This is a genomic window from Vibrio sp. Y176 (genome assembly GCF_033438945.1).
In genome coordinates this window covers 83,737-103,720 of the sequence record NZ_JAWOQS010000005.1, presented here as the reverse complement: position 1 = coordinate 103,720, position 19,984 = coordinate 83,737, and the positions used below count along the sequence as shown (strand labels likewise).

The window sequence follows — 19,984 nt, the reverse complement described above, 5'->3', positions numbered from 1 at the left end:
AATGCAAGAAAAGACAAAAAAACCGCTCATTATGAGCGGTTTTTGGTCTATTCAAGAAAGAGTTAGGCTTCTTGCTTTTTAAGCTCAGCTTCTGCCGTTTCTTCTTCAATTAGCGCATCAACGATAACTGCACATGCAGCATCACCTGTGATGTTCAGTGCTGTACGAATCATATCGAAAATACGGTCAAGAGCGAATAGCAGCGGTAGACCTTCAATTGGAATGCCAGCGGCAAGAAGCACTGCAACCACTAGGAAAGAAGGGCCAGGAACACCCGCTTGACCAACCGCACCCAATGTAGACGTTACGATAATTGCAATGTAAGCGCCCATGCCTAGATCGATATTGAACAGTTGAGCAAAGAAGATAGCAACCAAGCCATAGTAAATCGCATTACCTGACATGTTGATCGTTGCGCCTAGAGGCAGAACAAATGATGCAGTTGAATTTTTTACGCCCAGCTCTTTTTCACAGGTGTCCATTGTGACAGGCAGTGTTGCCATAGAAGACGCTGTTGAAAGCGCAACTGCTTGCGGTTTCTTCATTGAAGACAGGAATTTCTTCGCAGATGTCTTCGTGAAAACATGCACCATTGCTGGGTAAACAACGAAACCGAAGATTAGGATGGCAGCAACGTAAACAACGAACAGTTTGAATACCACCATTAGCGCACCAAAACCAAACGTACCGACTGCTTCTGCCATCAGACCAAATACACCGATAGGTGCAATGATCATTACTTTGTTGATCATCCAAACCATTGCGTCAACGATGCAGTTAACACCATTGATGATTGGTTCACGACGTTCTTTTGCTTGCTTAGAAATCGCAATACCAAAGAACATACAGAAAACGAGGATCTGTAGGATGTTTGCTTCATTTAGTGATTGGAAAACGTTGGTTGGGATCATACCAGTGATGGTTGCCCAGAAAGTAGGTAGTTCACCTTTTGAAGCGTATTCTGCTGAGAACATGCCTTCAACGCCAGAGACGTCGATACCCATGCCTGGTTGGAATACTTCACCCATAAATAGTGCAAGTGCAACGGCTAGGGCGGATGTTAAACCAAAATAACCTAGAGTGACGATGCCAACTTTACCTGCTGACTGGCTGTTCCCAAGACCAGCGGCGCCAGAAATCAAGGCTACAGCGACCAAAGGAATAACCAACATTTTGATTAAGTTGATAAAGATAGCACCTAAAGGAGCGAACACTGTCGCATCATGACCCATCATGGCACCAACGGCTGTGCCCACGATCATGGCGATTACGACTTGTACGCCAATGTTGTTTAGCAAACTCTTTTCTTTTAACACTTCCATAACCTCTGTGCTAATAAAATGTAAAATCCTAAAATTACCCACTAACCATAAATGGATTTACGGATAATTATCTCGCCTTGCTTTTTACACTTATCGTTTACAATTGGCAATATGCAGCAAGGTATTATTGATGGATTAATCGATATTTTATTGACGAACGATAAAGTTTTGTTCAATAGCAAACGTTTGCTATTGATTTTTCTTATAAGGGTCGCGCTTAGGATTGTTCAAGTTTATTTTTCTTTATTTGTTTTCTTTTTGTTAATTTTAACCGCTTTTGTATTTGCTATTGCAGTCAGAGTTTTTAGTGACTTGGGTTGATATTTATAACAATTCATCTCTTTCAAGCTCACACTTTTATTAATTTGCCTTCTGAAATGTTAATTGCTTTACATTCTTGGCTCTAATTGCGTTGTAAACATAATGTTAAATTGTAATGACTGGTGAGACTCAAATGCTGACGATCCAGTGTTAGAGATAACTTGCTTAGTTAATGCTCCTGAGCTGATTAGACGAGAAAGACAAGTAAGAGGTGAAGAGACTATGATGAATCTTGCTGCTGCGTTACAAAGAAATGCTGCGAGTAAACCAGATAAAACGGCGTTGATATGTGGCACTGAAAAGATAAATTATGCGCAGTTTGATGCGATCGCCGGCAAGATCGCAGCGTCTTTAATCAATAAAGGCGTAAAGCCAGGTGACCGCGTTGCGATTTCATGCCCAAACATTCCTTTTTTCGCGTTTGTTTATTATGCAATACAAAAAGCTGGCGCGGTTGCAGTCCCATTAAATGTGCTTTTGAAAGCGCGAGAAATTAAGTATCACTTAGAAGATTCAAAAGCGAAGTTTTATTTCTGCTTTGAAGGGACGAAAGAACTGCCAATGGCAAAAGAGGGTGTCAAAGCCTTTGAACAAGTCGATACATGCGAAGGCATAGTCGTATTGACTCAATCTCAAGATGAAAGCTATTGGAATGGTGTAATAACTCTCAATGCGTTTATAGCCGATGTCCAACCGTTGCCGGATTATATACCGCGTAATGCGGATGATACATGTGTGATTTTGTATACATCAGGGACGACAGGCTTACCAAAAGGCGCTGAACTGACTCAGCAGAACATCATAATGAACGCTCTGGTGGCACAAAACATTATGGGCAGCCAGGCCGATGATATTCACTTAGTAACTTTGCCTTTATTTCATACATTTGGTCAAACCGTCCACTTAAATGCTAGTGTTTTGGGCGGCGCAACATTGGTGTTAGTGCCTAGGTTTGAGCCTAAACATGTTCTTGAGCTGGTGGAAAAACATAGGGTGACGATATTTGCTGGTGTGCCAACGATGTACATCGGTCTGCTTCATGTGCAGCATCAATTTGATACCTCGTCATTGCGTGTTGCAGTAAGCGGTGGTGCGCCATTACCAACCGAAATCTTTCGAACCTTTGAAGAAACATTTAATGTGCCGATCTTAGAAGGATACGGGTTGTCGGAGACAAGTCCTATTGCATGTTTTAATCATTTAGATCAGGAGCGTATACCAGGCTCGGTAGGTCAACCGGTTCAAGGCGTCGAAGTAAGAGTTATCGACATTGAAGGCAATGCACTACCGATAGGCGAAGAAGGTGAGATTGTTGTGCGTGGTCATAATGTTATGAAGGGATATCTTGACCGTCCAGAAGTTACTGAATCTGCGCTACAAAATGGTTGGTTCCATACTGGTGATGTGGGCCGCTTTGACAGTTCAGGTAATTTATTTATTGTCGATAGAATGAAAGATCTGATCATTCGAGGTGGATTTAATGTTTATCCCAGAGAAATTGAAGAAGTTTTCATGACTCATCCTGCAGTTTCAATGGTCGCGGTGATAGGGATTCCAAATGAAGAGTATGGCGAAGAGATAAAAGCTTACGTTGTACTTAAACCAAAAGAATACATTGACGCCGATTCATTACAAAAGTGGGGTAAAGAGCAATTAGCCTCGTTTAAATATCCTCGTTATGTCGAAATTCGTGAACACCTCCCGATGAGTGCGACAGGAAAGATTTTGAAACGTGAGTTGAAATCTGAATTGAATATAGCTTAGTCAATTCAATGGTTTTTGTGTCACAGCGCCACTTGCCTAAGTGCAAATGGTGTTGTGCTCTTGACCAATTAGATGCATAAGGTTTTTAGCTATCGTTAGACAATACTTACCGTTTGTTGAATGGATCTATTGCTCGAGTTCTTTAAAGTATTCTTCTAAGCGTTTCGGATTGGTAATGGTTACTGAGCCATAGTTTAGCTCTAGCATCCCAATACTTTCTAATCGTTTTAGTATCTTGTGTACGCTCTGACGAGTTAGCCCCATCATGTTAGCGATATGTTCTCTTGTTACCCTGACAACGCATGGTCGAGTATCGATCGCTTGATTAAGTTGGTATTCAGCAAGCAGCAGCAACCTTTTGGCGACTCGTTCTTCAATTCCTCTAATCGCGTCATCTTCGATAACAGAAATAGCAGACCATAAACGGCGGCTAAGTAAGTCGAGTATAGTGGGGTAACTTTGAGGGTATTTGGCGAGTAACTGGCGAAATTTATCTCCAGGAAGCTCCATTACAGTCACGTCCGAATGCGCGGTCGCACCAAAAATACGAGGCATACCGGGAGAAAAAACATTGTCTCCAAACCAGCCACCAGCTTCGAAAATCATCAGTGTGACTTCTTTGCCTTTTGAACTAATTGAGTTCACTCTCACTGCACCTTGAGCTATGACCATAAGAGAAGATTGAAGTGCACCTTTATTGCAAATCAGTGCTTTTTCGTCGAAGCAGCGAACCTTAGTCATTTGCGCTGCTTCACTGAGCCCTTTATCTGGCAGCCCTGATAGTACAGGACATTTGGCTAGCAGTGTTTTGACTTCTTCCATGTAGCAACCTTACTGCACATTGCTTTATTGAGTTAGTTAAGTGACCCAAGCTTAACACTCTTTGAGTGCTCTGCTTGAGATAGATTTGGAAAGTGCGGGCGTTGAACAAAAAATGACGTGGTATAAACGCGATAGTAAGAAAACGCCCACTAAACATAATGTTAAGCGGGCGTTGTTGTGTCATATCAAACTGAAATTATTTTTGAGTGGCAGCTTTCATTGCAGAAACGAATTCACCTAGCTTGTCGAGCATAATTTGTGGCTGCTCAACGTTCGCTTCAATGATTTTGACCACGGCTGAACCAGAAATTGCACCAGCCGCACCAGATTCTAGTGCTTGTTTCACCTGTGCAGGCTCAGAGATGCCAAAACCAAGTAGCGCTGGTGGTGCATCAAATTGGTTCAGTCTATCGAGCATATGACCTACAGGCATGTTTGCTTTGGTTTCTGCGCCAGTAACACCTGCACGAGAGAGTAGGTAAGTGTAGCCGCCACCTAACTCTGATACTTGCTTCAGTGTTTCATCACTTGCTGTTGGTGGTGCGATGAAGATTGGGTGAATATCAAACTTCTCTGCAGCCGCAACGAACTCAGTACTTTCATTAGTTGGTACGTCTGCAATCAAAACAGAATCGATGCCTGCTTTTGCACAACGCTCATAGAAGTTCTCGATACCACGAGAGTAAACAAGGTTCGCGTACATCAGAAGGCCAATAGGTAGCTCTGGGTACTTAGCTCGGATCTTACCAATTTGTTCGAAGCAGATATCCGGTGTTGCGCCTGAATCTAGAGCACGAATGTTCGCACCTTGGATAGTCGGGCCATCCGCAAGAGGATCTGAAAATGGAATACCGAGTTCAAGGGCATCTGCGCCAGACTCGACCAGTGTTTCCATGATTTTGTAAGACTGCTCGGCGTTTGGATCGCAAACCGTTACGAACGGTACAAATGCGCCTTGGTTCTTTTCGTTTAGGCGCTCAAACATCTTTTCATAACGGCTCATTAGATTGCTCCTTTTTCTTCTAAGATGGCGTGTACGGTGAAGATGTCTTTGTCACCACGACCTGATAGGTTAACGACCAATAATTGCTCTTTTTCTGGATTCTCACGAGCCATACGCAGTGCATGAGCCAGTGCGTGAGAAGATTCTAGAGCAGGGATGATACCTTCGTGACGCGCAATTTCTTGGAATGCTTCTAGTGCTTCATCATCCGTCACGTTGTCATATTCAGCTCGGCCAATTGCGTTTAGATGTGCGTGCTGTGGACCAACTGAAGGGAAATCAAGACCAGCAGAGACAGAGTATGACTCTTCAACCTGACCGTTTGGATCTTGCATCAATGGCGCTTTCATACCAAAGAAAATACCCGTTTTACCATGTTTAAGTGGTGCACCGTGCTGGTCAGTATCGATACCTTTACCTGCTGGCTCAACACCAATTAGGCGAACGCTTTCTTCTTCGATGAAGTCAGCAAACATGCCAATCGCGTTTGAACCACCGCCCACACATGCGATAACCGCATCAGGAAGACGACCTTCACGTGCCAAAATCTGATTCTTCGTTTCTTCACCAATCATGCGTTGGAAGTCACGCACGATGGTTGGGAATGGGTGAGGACCTGCCGCTGTACCTAATAGGTAGTGTGCATCTTCATAAGTTGCAGACCAGTCACGCAGCGCTTCGTTACATGCGTCTTTAAGTGTTGCTGAACCCGAGTGGACAGGAATAACTTCTGCGCCCATTAGCTTCATACGGAATACGTTCGGGCTTTGACGCTCAACGTCTTTTGCACCCATGTACACGCGACACTTAAGGCCAAGCAGTGCACATGCTAGTGCGGTTGCAACACCGTGTTGACCTGCGCCAGTTTCAGCGATGATTTCGTTTTTGCCCATGCGTTTCGCAAGTAGCGCTTGACCCAACACTTGGTTAGTCTTGTGGGCACCACCGTGAAGTAGGTCTTCACGTTTTAGGTACAGTTTGGTTTTCGTACCTTTGGTTAGGTTACGAGTTAGAGTTAAAGCCGTTGGGCGGCCCGCATACTCTTGAAGAAGCGTCATGAATTCGCTGCGGAATTCTGGATCTTCTTGCGCGTCGATAAACGCTTGCTCTAGTTGCTCCAGTGCTGGAACTAGAATTTGCGGAACGTACTGACCGCCGTATTCGCCAAAGTAGGCATTCAGTTTTGCCATCGTTATATTCCTTCTCGTATTTTTCGCTACGAATAGCTTTAAATTTTTTAGCTGATATCCAGCTTTAGTAGCTGCGAATAGCGGTGAATGCCGCGAGCAACTTCTGTGAATCTTTTTTGCCTGGTGCGCTTTCTACACCAGAGTTTAAATCTAATCCCAAGCAACCTAGTGTCGCTGCTTGTTGAGCATTTTCTGGCGACAGTCCGCCCGCTAGCATAATTTGACTTGGGTCGCCGATCAGTGACCAGTCGAACACTTGACCAGTTCCGCCAGTTTGAGTGCCAACTTGCGCATCTAATAAATGGCGATCAATGTTGTCTGCTAGCAGTTCTGGCTTGGCATCAGTCACGCCGTAAGCTTTCCAAATTTCTACCGTTGCTGGCAGTTCGGCTTTGAGTTGGTTTACGTAAGCTTGGTCTTCTTGACCGTGCAGTTGCACCGCTTTTAAACCCAAAGAGGTGACGATAGAAGCAACAAAATCGATATCGTGATTTTGGAAAACGCCTACATAGTTCAGTGGAGCACCGCTCATGGTTAAGCGAGCACTTTCAAGGTCAACCGCACGCTTCGAATTCTCGACAAAAATCAGACCACCAAATACCGCACCAGCTTGGTACGCTTTCGCTGCGTCATCTGGGTGCGTTAAGCCACAGACTTTGTTTTCGCCTAACGTCACTTTACGTACTGCAAGTTCAAGGTTGTCTTCCGCCATCAGTGAACTACCAATCAAGAAGCCGTCTGCGTATTCCGCTAAATCACGAACTTGTTGATGTGTATAAATGCCAGATTCTGAGATTACTGTTGCGTTAGGAGCCAGTTCACGAATGGTCGGTGCCAGTTCTTTCGTACGATTCAAATCAGTACTTAGGTCGCGAAGGTTACGGTTATTGATGCCGATAACGCGTGCGCCTAGCTTAACTGCACGATGAAGCTCTTCTTCGTTGCTCACTTCGGTCAAGATACCCATGTTCAGGCTGTGCGCTGCTTCCTCTAGCGCTTTGTACTCTTCGTCATTAAGGACAGAAAGCATCAGTAGCACGGCATCAGCACTGTAATGACGCGCTAGGTAAACTTGGTAGGTATCTACCATGAAGTCTTTGCACAGAACCGGTTGTTTGACTTGACCACGCACTTGAGGAAGAAAGTCAAAGTTACCTTGGAAGTACTTCTCGTCTGTTAGGACTGAAATCGCATCAGCATGGTTGTTGTAAACCGATGCAATGTAATCCAAGTCGAAGTGATCACGAATCAAACCTTTAGAAGGAGATGCCTTCTTACATTCGGTGATGAAGGCCGTCTTTTCGCCACTCAGAGCATCGTAGAAGCTGCGGTCCGATGGCAGCAAATCAGACTGAAATGTGCTTAGCGGTTGAGACACCTTACGGTCTGCTACCCACTGATATTTGTCGCGGACAATTTTCGCCAGTACTTCTGCCATTTCTGCTTCTTTCTTAGAAACGTGTTCAGACAGGTTGTCAGCTTGCTGAGTGTTGAAGTCAGTCATCTTCTTCAATTCCTTAAGCGTGTGCGGCAAGTTGTTGTACCAATTGGTACGCCTTGCCTGAATTCATTGCCTCAATCGCTTGTTGCGTGTTGGCTTTTAAATCTTCGTGGCCGAATAGACGCATTAGCAGAGCAACGTTTACTGCCACTGCACCCAACTGTGCGTCTGTACCTTTACCCGTCAGGATATTGGTAATGATCGCTTTGTTTTCTTCAGGATCGCCACCTTTGATTGCTTCTAGTGGGTGCGCTTCTAGACCGAAGTCTGCAGGTGTTAATTTGTATTCTGTGATCTTACCGTCTTTGATTTCGGCAACGGTTGTTTCACCGTGAATTGCTACTTCGTCCAAGCCACTGCCGTGAACTACAGCGGCGCGCTTCATACCCATTTGTAGCATGGTTTCTGCGATAGGACGAACCAGTTCTTCACTGTAAACGCCCATCAATTCGATGTTAGGACGAGCAGGGTTAATCAGTGGGCCAAGAATGTTAAAGATGGTGCGGGTTTTCATGGTTTGACGCACTGGCATCGCATGGCGCACACCACCGTGGTACTGAGGTGCAAATAGGAAAGCAACACCAATATCGTCTACCGCTTTGCGCGTATCTTCTGCGCTCATAGCTAGGTTGATACCAAATGAATCAAGAAGGTCAGAAGAACCCGATTTGCTGGAAACGCTGCGGTTACCGTGTTTCGCTACTTTTAGACCACATGCTGCAGCAACAAACGCCGCAGTGGTTGAAATGTTGATGGTGTTGTGACCGTCACCGCCAGTACCTACGATATCTGCGAAATCGTAATCTGGGCGAGGGAATGGATTTGCGTTTGCCAGCAGTGCTTTGGCCGCGCCTGCAATTTCGTCTGGCGTTTCGCCTTTGATTTTTAGTGCAGTTAGTGCTGACGCCATCAAAATTGGGTCTAGTTCCCCACGGATAATGATGTCGAATAGCTGTTGGCTCTCTTCCTGAGTAAGCGATTCTTGCTCGTACAGTTTGGTAATAATAGGGTTGATGATTGCTTCCATATTTCCTCTCCTAAATTTCTTATGTGCCAAGTGCTTTTTAAGCAGTGAGTGGGTTCGCTGAAGTTTGTTCTTCAAGTGCCCATTCGATGGCATTGGCCAACAGTGTTGCTCCGTAGGTCGTCATAATAGATTCCGGGTGGAACTGGAACCCGCAAACTTTATCTTCTTCATGTACAACAGACATTACCAAGTTATCCACTTCTGCTGTGATGGTTAGGCTCTCAGGAACCTTGGTCGCAACCAGCGAGTGGTAACGTGCAATTGCAAGTGGTGATGGTAGGTTTTGGTAAATCGCATGGTTTTGGTGCTCCATCATAGAGACCTTACCGTGAATGATTTCGCCCGCGCCAGCAACGGTGCCACCGTACGCTTCAACAATCGCTTGGTGACCAAGACAAATGCCGATCATCGGCACTTTGCCTTTCATGCGTTGGATAAGCTCAGGCATTGAGCCTGCTTCTGAAGGAGCACCAGGGCCTGGCGATAGCAGAACCACTGGGTTTTCAAGCTCGTTTACCGCTTGTTCGATGGTTTCTGCTGGGATGTTGTTTCGGTAAATCTTGACCGAGTGACCTAACGAGCGGAACTGATCCACAAGGTTGTAGGTGAACGAGTCAAAGTTATCGATAAAAATGATATTAGCCATCTCTGAACCCTATTCCTTATTGTGACTTATGCGCTGCTTGGATAGCAGAGATTACCGCTTGTGCTTTGCCGCGCGTTTCGTCTGCTTCCGCTTGCGGATCAGAGTCGAACACCACGCCAGCACCAGCTTGAACTTGAGCAATGCCGTTCTCAACGTACGCTGAGCGGATCACGATACAGGTGTCGAGTGTGCCTTCACCAGTTAGGTAACCAACCGCACCGCCGTAGCTACCGCGACGTGCGCCTTCCACATCGCGAATCAACTGCATTGCGCGAATCTTTGGTGCACCAGTGAGCGTGCCCATGTTCATACAAGCTTGGTATGCGTGCAGTGCGTCTAGGTCTTCACGCAGTTGACCAACCACACGAGACACCAAGTGCATCACGTGGCTGTAACGGTCGACTTTAAGAAGGTCTGCTACGTGGCGAGTGCCAGCTTGAGCAATACGAGCGACGTCGTTACGTGCTAAGTCAACCAACATCATGTGTTCTGCGTTTTCTTTCATGTCGGTGCGTAGTTCAAGTTCGATGCGGCTATCTAGGTCGAAATCGATCTCTCCATTCGGGCGCTTACCGCGGCGACGTGTGCCTGCAATTGGGTAGATTTCAATTTGGTTGGTATCGGTTTCATACTTAAGCGCGCTTTCAGGTGATGCGCCAAACAGAGTGAACAGCTCATCTTGCATGTAGAACATGTAAGGGCTTGGGTTACTTTGTTTCAGTTCTTTGTAAGCCGCCAGTGGAGAAGGGCAAGGTAGAGTGAATCTACGAGACGGTACAACTTGGAATACATCGCCTTTCACTACGAACTCTTTTAAGTCGCGAACGGTTTGGCAGAAGTCTGCATCAGACACGCTAGGTTCTACCGTTACATCTGTTATTTGCTCTGCACTCGGCAACAGTTTTGGCGCTGCACACTGGGCGCTAATTTCTGCAATACGAGTCTCTAACGCTGTTTTCTCTGAACCATCAACAAACAACGTCGCTTGAAGCTGGCAAGATTCCGTTTGATGGTCGACAACAAGTAGTGTTTCCGCTACGTAGAAAACGTAATCTGGACACTGATTTGTTGCTTCGGCATTACCAAGCGGCTCGAAGTTTGCGACTAAGTCGTAGGCAAACAGACCACCAAGGAAAATCGCGTGTTTGTCTTGCTGTGAAATATCAAAACTATGCTGAACCAAACGCAGCGCATCGAAAGAAGAGGCTTCACGTAGTCGAGAGTCTTCATCTAACGTGTCGCATGGCTGGTTAAACTCCAAAGTTAGCGTTTCGCCATCGAACTTGCTCTCAACGTCACCACGGATGTTCTGGTTTAGGTGAGACAGTAGGTTTTTACCGTTATTGGTCAAGGCGTGCATGCTAACGGTATGGCCGAAGCAAACAATGCGAACCGCTGAATCTACGATTAGCAGGGATTTTAAATTTTGCTTTGAATCGATCTCAGCAGATTCCAGCAATAGGCTGTCAGTTTTGTTCTCACATAGTGTGTGGAACAAGCGAGTCGGGTCTTGAGTATAAGGGACGGAAGCCGTTAGCACTTCAAGCTGTCCAAGTTTCTTAATTTCAATGGCCTTGTTCACAAGACCTCCTTGTAGCTGTTTAAATCTTCCTGCCGTACATAGTCGCATAAAGCAAACGTTCTCCCAATCTAGAGTTGGCTATATTCGATTAATGTTTAGGCAGTTGAATGTGAAATGAGCAACAAAACAAAAAAGCCCGCTTAAGTAGCGGGCTTTACAACGTTTGGTTCTATAAACTAGAAGTATACGTTTGCCCACCAAGAACTAGTCCAAGTGCGCCACCAAGCAAGATCTGATGAGTTTGCCTTATTAAGACAAACCGCAACTTTCGCTTTTTGGTTTTGGTTAAATTCTTGTAACATGGTGAACCTTAAATTACGTACTTTGTATTTGTGTACTAGTTAACTAGTGCGAGAGTAAAAAGTCAACCCCAAAACGGCATTAAAACGATAAAAATATGAGAATTGATTTACATAGTCACACCACTGCATCGGACGGTCGGTTAGAACCTAAAGATTTAGTGGAAAGGGCGCTGAGTTTTGATATCGAGGTTTTGGCGATCACTGATCACGATACGGTTGACGGTTTGGCGTTAGCTAAGCAATACGTTCAAGATAATAATTTGCCGATAAAAATCATCAATGGCATTGAGATATCGACCGTCTGGCAAAACAAAGACATTCATATTGTCGGCCTGAATATCGATCCGGAAAATGAACAATTATCTGCCCTCATAGAACAGCAGAAGCAGCATCGCATAACACGATCTGAGTTAATTGCAGAGCGACTACAAAAAGCAACTCGAGTAGGTGTGCTTGAAGAGGTAAGGCAAATCGCCGGTGATGCTCCAGTGACAAGAGCGCATTTCGCGAAATGGTTGGTAGATAATGGTTACGCAAAAACCATGCAAATGGTGTTTAAAAAATACCTAACGCGTAATAACCCAGGTTATGTACCACCGAATTGGTGTTCGATGAAGGATGCGGTTGATGCTATCCATGCGGCTGGTGGAATGGCGGTATTAGCGCATCCTGGTAGATATAAGTTGACAGCGAAGTGGATTAAGCGTCTTCTAGCAGCGTTTGTCGAAGCGGGTGGTGATGCGATGGAAGTTGCACAGCCACAGCAAGCGCAACAAGAAAGGCGCAACTTGGCTGATTATGCTATACAATACAAACTATTAGCCTCTCAAGGCAGTGATTTTCACTACCCATCACCGTGGATGGAGCTAGGAAGGAACCTATGGTTGCCTGCTGGCGTCGAACCAGTTTGGAAAGATTGGGGAATAGATCCTTCGTTGAATAATACTCAGTAATACGAAGTCGAGAACCCATAAAAATATAGAGCCGAGAGGCTCGATAATGAGGAATTACAATGAGCCAGTTTTTTTACGTTCACCCAGAAAACCCACAGGCTCGCTTGATTAATCAAGCAGTAGCAATCATTCGTAACGGCGGCGTTGTGGTTTACCCTACTGATTCAGGGTACGCACTTGGCTGTCAGTTGGAGAACAAACAGGCACTGGAACGAATCTGTCAGATTCGTCGTCTGGATGATAAGCATAACTTTACTTTACTGTGTCGTGATTTGTCGGAGCTTTCTCTCTATGCGCGAGTGGATAACTCTGCATTCCGACTGCTGAAAAATAACACACCAGGTCCTTACACCTTCATCTTCAAAGGCACAAAAGAGGTGCCGCGTCGTTTGATGAATGCAAAACGTAAGACCATCGGTATCCGTGTTCCAGACAATCAAATTGCCTTGGACTTGTTGGAAGCATTAGGTGAGCCGATGATGTCTACGTCGTTGATTCTACCTGGCAGTGACGTAACAGAATCTGATCCAGAGGATATTCGCGATAAACTAGAACATGCGGTTGATGTGATTCTTAATGGCGGTTACCTAGGTGAACAACCTACGACTGTAATTGACTTTAGCGAAGGTGAACCTGTTGTGGTTCGTTTGGGATCTGGTGACCCTGCACCATTCGAATAGTAGACGCACACCACCGTCAAACAAAATAGGAGGCATCGCGCCTCCTATTTTTGTTATCATATCGAATATCTCATTGAACTTAACTGATTGAGGTTAAGCGAAATCGAAAATGTCGATACCATTTTGTTCTGCATAGTTGATGTATGCAGAGCTCACACCGTTTAGTGTCACTTCAACATTGTATTCATCACTTGAGAATACTGCCCAGCCACATTCATTGTAAGATAAAGTCAGATCATCCGCTGAATCCAAGAACGTATCTCGAATGCCATCGTTATCAGTGTCTCGGCCCATATCAAAGACAAGTTTGTCATGGAAAATATTAAAATCGACAATGTCGGCTTTAACATCAATATCGTTGGAAGACACTGGCTGATCAGGTACACCAATAGCCAGGCGGTTTGTAAGCACGAAGGTGTCGTCTCCACAGCCACCGCTCAGTACTGATTCACCATCACCAACAACGAGCGTGTCGTTACCCCAGCCACCACTCAAGTAGTTGTTGCCTGAATAATCAAAAATTGTGTCGTCGCCGCAGCCACCAAAGAGTTTGTCGTTTCCTAATCCGCCGGATAGGAAATCGTTTCCAAAGCCGCCAGAAACAAAGTCGTTACCTCGGCCACCAAGCAAGGTATCATCTCCCCAGCCACCGAAGACAATATCATTACCTCCGTATCCTACAAACTTATCATCACCACAGAAGCCGAAGAAAATATCGGTTGTTTCAGAGCCTTTTGTGCCTGTCATATCGTCATCTTGAGATGTCCCAAAAATCCAATTTAGGTCGAGATTTAGCATAGACATTGTTCTATTCCTTTTTGTCTGATTTATGCCAATCGCCGAGAGTGCAGAGCGAACCTAGAGAGTCAGAGTACACGATAGCATTAGTGTTATTTTTGATGTGAACTAATGACTTAAAGACAATTTTTGTCTTGTTACCCACGACCTTGCTTTGCTATGAGCGCTCATTGCCTGCGGTGATTGGTATTACTTAGCAGCAAACAGGGACGGCTTATTTTTCGTTGCTTTCTAGCAATACGAACAGTAAACACACCCCAAGTGGTTATTGTTGTAACCCTGACAATTTTATCAGGTACCGCGTGGTTAAAGTGGTTCAGGAAGACCGATATTAGTGGGATTCTCGTTGAGCAATGCCTGCATTAAGTAGTAAAAAAGTTGCAGAATAGGACAAATATTTCGGTCATTTTTGATGTGAATTTTGGTGTGGAGAATGGCGCCGATTTAGCTTACATTAACTAAGAAAGTTACGTATAATGTCCGACCGAAAAATCCCACTGAAATGGGTAAATAGCAAAATGCAGACCAATCCTGGTCTAGACGTCTGTGAAGACGACACATAGGTAGATAAATGAGCGAAAAGTTACAAAAAGTATTAGCACGTGCTGGTCACGGTTCTCGTCGTGAGATTGAATCGTTAATTAAATCTGGTCGCGTTAGCGTGAACGGTGTAGTCGCTAAGCTTGGTGAAAGACTTGAAGACGAGAGCAGCGTAGTTCGTATCGATGGTCACATTGTCTCTGCAAAGATTCAAGAAGAAGTGATTTGTCGTGTACTTGCGTACTACAAACCTGAGGGTGAACTGTGTACTCGTCACGATCCAGAAGGTCGTCGTACTGTTTTTGATCGTCTGCCAAAAATTCGTGGCTCTCGCTGGATTTCAGTTGGTCGTCTGGATGCGAACACTTCTGGTCTTCTACTTTTCACAACGGATGGTGAACTGGCGAACCGCTTAATGCACCCAAGCCGCCAAGTTGAACGTGAATACCTAGTACGTGTGTTCGGTGAAGTAACTGAACAGAAAGTTCGTAATCTAGTGAAAGGTGTTGAACTGGAAGACGGTTTAGCTCGCTTTGAAGATGTTGTTTACGCGGGTGGTGAAGGCATGAACCACACGTTTTACGTTGTTATCAACGAAGGTCGTAACCGCGAAGTTCGTCGACTATGGGAATCGCAAGAGTGTACCGTTAGCCGTCTGAAACGTGTTCGTTACGGCGACATCTTCTTAGACAAGAAACTGCCTCGTGGCGGTTGGATGGAGCTTGACCTGAAAGAAGTAAACTACTTGCGTGAGCTTGTAGAGCTTCGTCCAGAGAAAGAAACCATGCTTGATCTGAACAAAGACAACACGTCACGCAAACGTGAGCGTGCACGCAGCCAAAAAATTCGTCGCGCAGTTAAGCGCCATGAAGAGCGTGTTAACACGCCAAAAGGTCGCAGCAACAACCCTTCTCGTCGTAAGCCGAAGAAGACTGCTGGTGACCAAGGCGCACGCAACAAGCATCGTTAATCGATAGCAAAACATCAGAAAGGCTTGCCAATTCGGCAAGCCTTTTTCTTATCTGTTACATAACAAAAGGATCTAAAGCCTATATAGAGCAGGGTGCTTTGTATAAACAAATATCTCAGCTAGACGAAAACAACAGATAAAAAATACCAGCACTAGGCTGGTATCTTTGTTCATGATGAAGAAACGTTAATCGCGTTTCCAAAGCATATGGCAGAACTTATGTTCAGGGTCTCGGCTGATTAGCATACGAGCAAATACGTCATCAAGAACGTCATTTTCCTCATTTACTAGGCCGATACGAACCTCTGCATATACTTCTTTGTCGATCTCGAAGCCAACATGTTCAACCCAGTCATCACCAGTTTCAACAAGTTCTGCGGCACCACGATCTTCAAATTGCGCAGTAAACAGAATCACGTCAGCAGGCTCTAGGTTATCTGGAGCCATCTCAAGGAAAATGTCGTACGCTGCGTCGATGACGTCGTCGTAAGAAATCAAATCAGACATGCTTATGCTCGGCTCATGTATTTACGTTCAGCTGTGTTAATGATAACTCGGTCACCAGTTGCAATGTACTCAGGAACCTGGATGACAAGACCTGAAGCGAAGCGTGCTGGTTTAGTACGAGCAGATGCAGAAGCACCTTTGATTGAAGGGTCAGTTTCTTCAATCACTAGCTCAACAGAAGATGGTAGTTCAATACCCACTGCAGCACCGTTAACAAGGATAATGTGGATACCTTGTGTATCTTCGTTGATGAACAGCATGTCGTCTTCAACTTCATTGTGCTTGAATGTGTATTGTGAGTAGTCTTCGTTATCCATGAAGATGTGCTCATCGCCGTCAGCGTATGAGTACACAACTGCACGTTTGTTCATTTCTACCGTTTCAACAACGTCATCAGACTTGTAACGCTCATCTACACGTGCGCCCGTGTTTAGATCTGTACAACGCATTTTGTAGATTTTAGCGCCGCCACGACCGCCAGGAGTCGTTACTTCGATGTCTTTAACGAGAAGAGTTTTACCATTAGACTCGATTGCGAAGCCTTTTTTGATTTCACTTGCCTTTGGCATTGTATATTCCTATTCATACTTATTAAGCAAAACTCGGTGATTATAGCGCTAAGTTAGCCGCCTAGCATTAAAATTCATTGCAGAAATTTGTTGTTACTCCCATGACTAAACACCTGAATGGACTTGATTCAGTGAGTCGGCTAAGAGAACATATAGCCCAACTTCTTGAACCATCTGAGAACACGTTTTAAGTCATGTCTCTGCCTGTTATCGATCCTAAACAACCATTTCAACCAGAGTTTGCGCCTTTAATTAGGGAAGTCACCGCTTGTCTCAAAGGTGGACTGGGGCAAAACTTACACAGCGTTTATGTATACGGTAGTGTTGCTCGTAAAACAGCGATCGCAGGGAAGTCGAACTTAGACCTGGTTGTCGTTACTCAATCATCCTTTGAGCACAATCGCGCGACTTTGCTCAACACAATTAAGTGGCGTGCGCAGCAGAGTTACCCTCACGTTAATGGTGTATCGGTCCGTACAGCCTTAGTGAGCGAAGTAGCTAATTTAGATAGTATTTTCACTTGGGGCTTTATGCTTAAGCATTGCTGTGTCTGTGTTTATGGTGATGATCTAGCAGACTGCTTCGGTGATTACGTCCCAAGTTGGGAAATTGCTAAGCACTGGAATATGGATGTGGAAGATTGGATTACGGTGTATCGCAAAAAAATCGTACAAGCGAAGACGATAGAAGAGCAGGTGGCCGCCCAGCGCGTGATTGCTAAAAAGTTACTAAGAGCGTCATACTCTTTGGTGATGTATCGAGATAAACGTTGGTTTGATGACCCCGTAGAGTGTGGCAAGGTATTCTTAACTTATCATCCTGAAAAGCAGCTTGAGATCGAGCGGCTAGAAATTTTACTTTCTGGCCGGGGGATTCCCAAGCGTTCTGTTATCGGGCTAATTGATGCGTTTGGTGATTGGTTAGTCAAACAGTACCAGAAAACAGAGTTTCGTATCGGCTAAAACAACCCCATTTGTGGCGCTGAAAGCCTGTCAAAGTCCGTCCCAATGAAAGGGAGAATCGCATCTGCAACGGGTTTGAGTTGTTTATCAATGTAATGTTGATAATCAATCGGGCTATTGAGGTACTCATAAGGTTCAGGGCCGTTCACGGTAATAATGTATTCAATTCGTCCTTTGTTTTGATACTGTAATGGGCGGCCAAGCTTGGCATTTATCTCATCCGCTAAACGAGCTGCACGCACTTGTGGCGGGACGTTTTTCTGATACTCATGCAGTTTTCTGCGCAGTCGCTTTTGATACACCAACTGTTCATCAATTTCACCGTTGTTAGTTTTCTCAACCATCTCTCGGACATAGTCGCTTGGATCTTCACCATGGAAAATCATGCTATAGAGTGTATTTTGAAATTTCTGTGCTAACGAGGTCCAGTCAGTACGGGCACTTTCTAACCCTTTAAATACAATCCGTTCTTGCTCTCCTTCACCGATTAAACCCGCATAGCGCTTTTTCGAGCCAGTTTCTGCGCCACGAATCGTTGGCATAAGGAATCTGCGATAATGGGTTTCATACTCGATTTCCAACATAGATGTTAGGTTGTACTCAGAACGCAGGTGTTCTTGCCACCAAGAGTTGATGTAATCAACTAATTGATTTCCAACAGCGTCAGCTTCTACTTGACTGTATGGTCGATTCAACGACACGAATGTGGAATCCGTATCGCCGTAAATCACTTGATATCCTTGCTCCTCAATCAGCACCTTAGTTTGCTTCATGATTTCATGTCCGCGCATGGTAATACTAGAAGCTAACCGAGTATCAAAGAAACGACATCCCGATGAGCCCAGTACGCCATAAAAGGAGTTCATGATGATTTTGATTGCCTGAGAAAAAGCTTTTTCATTGTTCTTCTTTGCAACATCACGTGCTGCCCAAAGCTTTTCAATCATTTCTGGTAAAAAGTGTTTCGTACGATGGAACTGCCCACCGCGAAAGCCAGGTACAGCCTGATTTTCTTCTTTTCCAATATCGAGCAATAACCCCTCAACTAACCCCATAGGATCAATCAAGAACGAGCGAATAATCGATGGATATAGACTCTTAAAATCCAATACTAAAACAGAATCATATAGGTTAGGGATGGAGTCCATCACGTAACCGCCGGGGCTCGCAATCCAATTTTCAGGGTGTAGGTTTGGGGCAACGTAGCCTGCTCGGTGTATCTGAGGCATGTATAGGTTTGTGAATGCTGCAACCGAACCGCCGACACGATCTAGTTCGACACCAGTGAGACGAGAGCGCTCTATTGCAAAGTCAAGCAGGTGAGTGTGATTGAAAATCTTGTTCACCAACACGCAGTCTTGTAAGTTATATTTAGCCAGCGATGGTTTGTCGGAGCGGTACATACGATTGATCTCATCCATACGGTCATGCACGTTGTGGATTTCTTTACCTTCCCCCAAGAGTTCTTGAGATACAGACTCTAATGACCAAGATCGAAAGTGGTAAGTAGCCGTTTTTAGCGTATCGATACCATCCATCACAACTCGCCCGGGAATGGAGATAAACCCTTGTTGGCTTTGAGATGAACTTCTAAAAAAGCTGGCTTGGTCTGCTCTGCCAAGCATTAGCTTCATGTTGTGCCATTCTGCTCGTTTGTGTAGCAGACGAAAGTCAAAATCAATGACATTCCAACCGACAATGACATCGGGGTCGAATTTTTTAAACCAATCGATGAGTGCTTCTAGAAGCGCTTTTTCATCCTTAACCCATTGTATCGGTGTCTCCGAAGGTTCTGGTTCTCCGATCATGATAACGCGGGAATCCATGACGCTGTCTAATCCGATTGAGTAAAGAATGCCTTTCTCAGAGCATTCTAGATCTAACGAGACAACGTTTAACTTCGGCTCATATTGCCCCGCACGGCATTTTGCGCTCTGGACGCGTTGGTAGCCATTGGTGCGAGTCACATTGCCTGTAAACTCGATACTGCCTTTGATAAAACGCTCCATTAGGTAGCGATCGGCGAGGCGAATATCACTTTCATACGTAGTGATATCTTTTTGAGCGAATGTGTCTTTGAGTGCGAGAGCGTCTCTGGTTACATTGGTATAGCAGGCAGCAAGAGGCGTATGTTCAAACGTTTTGAGATCCAAAAGGCGGATGTCGACGAATATGTTTTTTTCTCGTGCGAGTGTCTTTGCTTGCTCTGAGTGTTTCTGAGCGATGAAAAATACTGGCTTCTCACCATTAATAAGTAACTGAGTAGGACCTGCTTCTGTCGAAAGCCACAGCTCGATTTGAGTTTGACCTTTGATGTCTCGTGCCTGTCGAGTTAGCAGGAAGCCTTGTTGAATATTCAAATGTGAGAAACCTTAGAAAACTTGAAGAACGTTAGTTTAACACTAAGAACTGTGAAAATAACCAGTAAAGAAAGCGTCTCAAATTTTTGCTGGAATTAGTGATTACAAGTTAGTCTTTGGTGCAAGAGGGACAGTGTCATTTTAAGTTATTGCGTGTTTCTCTGG

At 44.8% G+C, this 19,984-nt stretch carries 18 protein-coding genes and 1 other annotated feature; of the genes, 5 read left to right on the top strand and 13 right to left on the bottom strand.

What is annotated here, in order from left to right; genetic code table 11:
* Positions 1–62 precede the first annotated feature (62 nt).
* The gene (locus R7O13_RS14110; RefSeq protein WP_005376774.1) at positions 63–1,322 is read right to left on the bottom strand and encodes a dicarboxylate/amino acid:cation symporter; all 1,260 of its coding nucleotides are present in this window, start codon (positions 1,320–1,322) and stop codon (positions 63–65) included.
* A gap of 543 nt (positions 1,323–1,865) precedes the next feature.
* On the opposite strand from R7O13_RS14110, the gene R7O13_RS14105 reads away from it, so the two are divergent.
* Positions 1,866–3,407 (top strand): long-chain-fatty-acid--CoA ligase, encoded by a 1,542-nt coding sequence (locus tag R7O13_RS14105; RefSeq protein ID WP_054577046.1) that lies wholly within the window; start codon positions 1,866–1,868, stop codon positions 3,405–3,407.
* Between the two features lie 126 nt (positions 3,408–3,533).
* On the opposite strand, the gene R7O13_RS14100 is transcribed toward R7O13_RS14105, so the two are convergent.
* The 8 genes from R7O13_RS14100 to R7O13_RS14065 form a co-directional block, all read right to left on the bottom strand.
* Positions 3,534–4,229 (bottom strand): Crp/Fnr family transcriptional regulator, encoded by a 696-nt coding sequence (locus R7O13_RS14100; RefSeq protein WP_005376777.1) that lies wholly within the window; start codon positions 4,227–4,229, stop codon positions 3,534–3,536.
* 196 nt (positions 4,230–4,425) lie between these two features.
* On the bottom strand, positions 4,426–5,232 hold the full coding sequence (gene trpA / locus R7O13_RS14095) for a tryptophan synthase subunit alpha (protein ID WP_054574754.1): 807 nt from the start codon (positions 5,230–5,232) through the stop codon (positions 4,426–4,428).
* Positions 5,232–6,422 (bottom strand): tryptophan synthase subunit beta, encoded by a 1,191-nt coding sequence (gene trpB / locus R7O13_RS14090; RefSeq protein ID WP_005445041.1) that lies wholly within the window; start codon positions 6,420–6,422, stop codon positions 5,232–5,234. The genes trpA and trpB overlap by 1 nt, the downstream gene beginning before the upstream one ends.
* Positions 6,423–6,486: 64 nt before the next feature.
* Positions 6,487–7,926, bottom strand: a complete 1,440-nt coding sequence (trpCF, locus tag R7O13_RS14085; protein ID WP_318304087.1) for a bifunctional indole-3-glycerol-phosphate synthase TrpC/phosphoribosylanthranilate isomerase TrpF — start codon at positions 7,924–7,926, stop codon at positions 6,487–6,489.
* A 13-nt stretch (positions 7,927–7,939) separates the two neighbouring features.
* Positions 7,940–8,950 (bottom strand): anthranilate phosphoribosyltransferase, encoded by a 1,011-nt coding sequence (gene trpD / locus R7O13_RS14080; protein ID WP_017635721.1) that lies wholly within the window; start codon positions 8,948–8,950, stop codon positions 7,940–7,942.
* A 37-nt stretch (positions 8,951–8,987) separates the two neighbouring features.
* Positions 8,988–9,596, bottom strand: a complete 609-nt coding sequence (locus R7O13_RS14075; protein ID WP_054730331.1) for an aminodeoxychorismate/anthranilate synthase component II — start codon at positions 9,594–9,596, stop codon at positions 8,988–8,990.
* Between the two features lie 16 nt (positions 9,597–9,612).
* The gene (locus R7O13_RS14070; protein ID WP_025767265.1) at positions 9,613–11,178 is read right to left on the bottom strand and encodes an anthranilate synthase component 1; all 1,566 of its coding nucleotides are present in this window, start codon (positions 11,176–11,178) and stop codon (positions 9,613–9,615) included.
* A 126-nt stretch (positions 11,179–11,304) separates the two neighbouring features.
* Positions 11,305–11,408, bottom strand: a sequence feature (Trp leader region).
* A complete protein-coding gene (locus R7O13_RS14065; RefSeq protein WP_005376787.1) occupies positions 11,355–11,480 on the bottom strand; it encodes a trp operon leader peptide in 126 nt (41 codons plus the stop codon). Its footprint overlaps the feature before it by 54 nt.
* A 95-nt stretch (positions 11,481–11,575) precedes the next feature.
* Between R7O13_RS14065 and rnm the strand changes: the two genes are divergently transcribed.
* Entirely contained in the window at positions 11,576–12,433 is an 858-nt protein-coding gene (rnm, locus tag R7O13_RS14060) for an RNase RNM (protein WP_005386777.1), read from the top strand.
* A 59-nt stretch (positions 12,434–12,492) separates the two neighbouring features.
* Entirely contained in the window at positions 12,493–13,113 is a 621-nt protein-coding gene (locus R7O13_RS14055; RefSeq protein WP_005376791.1) for an L-threonylcarbamoyladenylate synthase, read from the top strand.
* A gap of 93 nt (positions 13,114–13,206) precedes the next feature.
* On the opposite strand, the gene R7O13_RS14050 is transcribed toward R7O13_RS14055, so the two are convergent.
* Entirely contained in the window at positions 13,207–13,917 is a 711-nt protein-coding gene (locus tag R7O13_RS14050) for a calcium-binding protein (RefSeq protein ID WP_005376796.1), read from the bottom strand.
* Positions 13,918–14,482: 565 nt separating this feature from the next.
* Between R7O13_RS14050 and rluB the strand changes: the two genes are divergently transcribed.
* Positions 14,483–15,421, top strand: coding sequence for a 23S rRNA pseudouridine(2605) synthase RluB (rluB, locus tag R7O13_RS14045; protein ID WP_005376798.1), 939 nt, complete (start codon positions 14,483–14,485; stop codon positions 15,419–15,421).
* A gap of 186 nt (positions 15,422–15,607) precedes the next feature.
* Here rluB and R7O13_RS14040 read toward each other — a convergent pair whose 3' ends face one another.
* Entirely contained in the window at positions 15,608–15,928 is a 321-nt protein-coding gene (locus tag R7O13_RS14040) for an HI1450 family dsDNA-mimic protein (protein ID WP_005376800.1), read from the bottom strand.
* Between the two features lie 2 nt (positions 15,929–15,930).
* Positions 15,931–16,497 (bottom strand): elongation factor P-like protein YeiP, encoded by a 567-nt coding sequence (gene yeiP / locus R7O13_RS14035; RefSeq protein ID WP_005376801.1) that lies wholly within the window; start codon positions 16,495–16,497, stop codon positions 15,931–15,933.
* A 194-nt stretch (positions 16,498–16,691) separates the two neighbouring features.
* Here yeiP and R7O13_RS14030 point away from each other — a divergent pair, with 194 nt between their 5' ends.
* The gene (locus R7O13_RS14030; RefSeq protein WP_318304084.1) at positions 16,692–17,459 is read left to right on the top strand and encodes a nucleotidyltransferase domain-containing protein; all 768 of its coding nucleotides are present in this window, start codon (positions 16,692–16,694) and stop codon (positions 17,457–17,459) included.
* Here the strand turns inward: R7O13_RS14030 and R7O13_RS14025 are convergent.
* A complete protein-coding gene (locus tag R7O13_RS14025) occupies positions 17,456–19,819 on the bottom strand; it encodes a DNA polymerase II (RefSeq protein ID WP_318304082.1) in 2,364 nt (787 codons plus the stop codon). The two genes, R7O13_RS14030 and R7O13_RS14025, sit on opposite strands and share 4 nt — an antisense overlap.
* Positions 19,820–19,984 lie beyond the last annotated feature (165 nt).